2 protein-coding genes and 1 pseudogene are annotated in these 3,230 nt (G+C 60.0%); 2 read left to right on the forward strand and 1 reads right to left on the reverse strand.

The genetic code is table 11. The annotated features are described in order from the left end of the window. Nucleotides 1-721: pseudogene (locus J0I64_RS08925) on the forward strand (hypothetical protein); the annotation flags it as partial. Between the two features lie 136 nt (nucleotides 722-857). Here J0I64_RS08925 and J0I64_RS08930 read toward each other — a convergent pair. Then, nucleotides 858-1,238 carry a nuclear transport factor 2 family protein gene (locus J0I64_RS08930; protein WP_291407277.1) on the reverse strand — a complete coding sequence of 127 codons (381 nt, stop codon included), beginning with the start codon at nucleotides 1,236-1,238 and terminating at the stop codon, nucleotides 858-860. A gap of 547 nt (nucleotides 1,239-1,785) precedes the next feature. Between J0I64_RS08930 and J0I64_RS08935 the strand changes: the two genes are divergently transcribed. Further along, nucleotides 1,786-3,230: L,D-transpeptidase family protein (locus tag J0I64_RS08935; protein WP_291407279.1), on the forward strand; the 1,445-nt coding region annotated here is incomplete at its 3' end.

A 3,230-nucleotide genomic window follows, 5' to 3' on the forward strand; every position in this document is an offset into this window, starting at 1 on the left:
CCTCGATTTCGGCAACCAGGACTTCGACCAAACCACAGTCATCGAACCGACCAAGCCGACCCGAGCATTCTGGGCCGATGTCCTTCACGTGGCGCTTGACGACTTGGCATCGCTGGTGGCCCCTTCCGGGGTCGTCATCTGCGAGGGCAACCCGACGGGTCCGATTCCTGGCAAGAATGCCGAGCACGACGCACGCATCTACACCACCGTTTTTGCTGACGAGTTCCCCGACGTCACATTCGTGGCAGCTGGAAACTCCAAGGAAGTGGAAGGAGACTTCCTTGGGCTCGCTGCAGCGTTGCCGAAGATCGCTGCTGGCATGCGCGTCAAGCGTCTTATCGACCGAGACGATCACGCGGACGCTGACGTCGCCGATCTCAAGTCTAGGGGAATTACGGTGCTGAGCCGTCGACACCTCGAGTCCTATCTTTGGGACGATGAAGTGTTGACCGCTCTCTGCGACAGTTTGGGCAAATCCGCCGATCTGACACAGGTGTTGGCGATAAAGACGCAGGCCGTTGCCGACAGCGTTGCCCGAGGCAATTTAGCGGATGACATCAAGAAAGCGATTGGGTCTATCCATGAGAAGGTGAAGCGGCTTCTCCAAATACCTCAATCTGGTAACGATGCTGCGGCGTTCGGTCGAAACACGTTGGCACCCCTTATCAAACCCGGAACGGCTGTGTACGCAGACCTGAAGCGTGACATCTTTAGCACGTAGCGACGGGGGCACGAAAACACGACGAGGTAGAAGGCAGCTTTCCGGCTTATCCGCCCAAAAGCTGCCAGCCCGCTTTCCACCCCTGACCGGTCAGGCCGGAGCCTTCCCAGCCACCTCGGCGTCAAAACGCGCTCGACTAAACGCGTCGCTGGAGCAACCGCTTCTCTCCGATCTTGAACCTCGCGCTGGCGATCTTCCCATTCTCGATCTCGTAAATGCAGATCACGTCGATCTCGCCGATGCCTTCGGCAAAGGTTCTGCGGACGGTTTCATGGTCGATGACCACATTGCCAACCGTCATGCGGTGCAGCAACGTGCCGTGCAGATCAGGCTCCTGAAACCGCTCTACATGACGTTCAAGTATTGCAGCTGCGCCGCTCGCCAGGAGCGTGTTTGGGAATGCGTAATACTGGCAGTCTTCAGACCACCACTGCATGAAGTTTTCGATGTCCTTCGCATTGTAGGCTTCAAGCTGCATGCTGACGGGGTAGTCGATATCGGACGGCGTCGTGGTCATTTTGACTTCTCTGTCTGAAATTTTGTCTGCCAAGCTCGGCGCTCTATGGATGGTTACCCCTTGGAACGGGCTCGACAGCTTCTTCAAAGAGCACTTCGTAATGTAGCTCGCCCTCGATGGCTATCGTCAGCGAGAGCATCGATCATGTCAGGCGGTCTATGCCTGAAGAAGGTAGCAGACTGACCGCTCCCCCCTTTGCGACCAACCGCGCCCTACGCACCTGTCAGCCAAACAAGTTCCTCGACGACTAAGCGCGCTCGATGACACCTCGGCGGTTTGGAGACTACGCTGCCCGCGCGACTTTTGGCGGCCGCTGTCGGCCACGCGGCAAAAGGCGCAGCTTCAAATTCGGAAAGTATGCTGAGCCGGAGCTGATCCAGCGGCCTCGCATCGCTCTCGGTGCAAACCCGTTGCGGCTCCGCCACACATGAACATCACGTTTATGGGAGTGATTGCTCCCGTTAAGGTTTCATGAGTAATGAATTTCACTCAGGCGCGCCCGAATCTCCCGCTTTTTCGGGGCATTTCGGCGCCAACAGGAGCGAAAATGCGTAAGCTATTGGTCAGTCTCGTTGCAGTTCTTGCCGCCTCGTCCATCGGCCCTTCGGCCATTGGTCAGGAAGTCGCAAGCCTGGCGATCGGACCAGTGGTTATCGCCCCCCCGCAGAACGACCTCGCCCGCACCATCAAGGCCGGCCTCGCCGCCGCCTATGGTTCAAGCTCGGCCGGTTCGCGCGCCTATGAAGAATCGCAAAAGCTCTATTTCCTTTATGGGGAACGCCACTTCGAGCCCATCTGGCTGAGCGAAGGCGCTGACGGCAAGGTCGCCTTCTCGCCCGCCGCGCAGAAGATCATCACCCTGTTCCAGGACGCGGCCAGCGAAGGCCTGCGCCCCAGCGACTATCTCACGGCCGATATCGACCTGACCCGCGCCAACAGCACCGATCCGCTGGCGCTCGCCGGGCTCGAAACCGCCTTTTCCGGCGCGGTGATGCGCTATGCAAACCACATCCACAATGGCCGTATCCGCCCGCAATCGGTGAGCCCGCTGCTCGACATCCAGCCCAAGCCGATCAACGAGGCGGCGCTCCTCGAACGGCTGGCCCAGAGCCAGGACCCGGCGCCTATTCTCGCCGAACTTGAGCCCAAGCACCCCGAATTCCTGGCCCTCAAGGCCGCGCTTGCCAACTTTGAAACCAGCAACTCGGCCCGCCCCACCCCGATCGATGCAGGCCCCGTCCTGCGCCCGGGCAATTCCGATGGCCGCGTCTCCGCCATTCGCGCCCGCCTGAAACTGCCGACCGACGGCAGCAATCTTTATGCCGACGACCTCGTCACCGCGGTCAAATCCTTCCAGGAAAGCCAGGGTCTCGAAGTCGACGGGATCATCGGCGCGGCGACCATCGCGGCCTTCAACGGCGGCAACGCCACGCGCCGCGAAGACATTCTGGCCAATATGGAACGCTGGCGCTGGATGCCGTCGGACCTTGGCCAGTTCAACGTCTTCGTCAACATCCCCGAATTCCGCCTCTCGATCGAGCGCGATGGCGTCGAAGAATATTCGACCCGCGTCGTCGTCGGCACCACCAAGAACCAGACCCCGATCTTTTCGGACAATATCCGGCACCTGGTGGTGAACCCCTATTGGAACGTGCCGTCCTCGATCATCAAGGGCGAGATCGCTCCGGCCGTGCTGCGCAATCCGGGCTATACCGACAGCCACAATATGGACCTGCTCTATAATGGCTCTCCGGTCAGCCCCTGGCAGGTGAACTGGTCGCAGGTTTCGGCCTCGAACTTCCCCTTCCGCGTCCGCCAGCGCCCCGGCGCCGGCAATGCCCTGGGCCAGATAAAATTCCTCTTCCCCAACAAGCACGACGTCTATCTCCACGATACGCCGTCCAAGTCGCTGTTCGCGCGCTCCTTCCGCGCCTTCAGCCATGGCTGCATCCGCGTCGAAAACCCGTTCGAATTTGCCGATGCGCTGATGGC

This window comes from Devosia sp. (assembly GCF_017307565.1).
Lineage (GTDB): Bacteria > Pseudomonadota > Alphaproteobacteria > Rhizobiales > Devosiaceae > Devosia.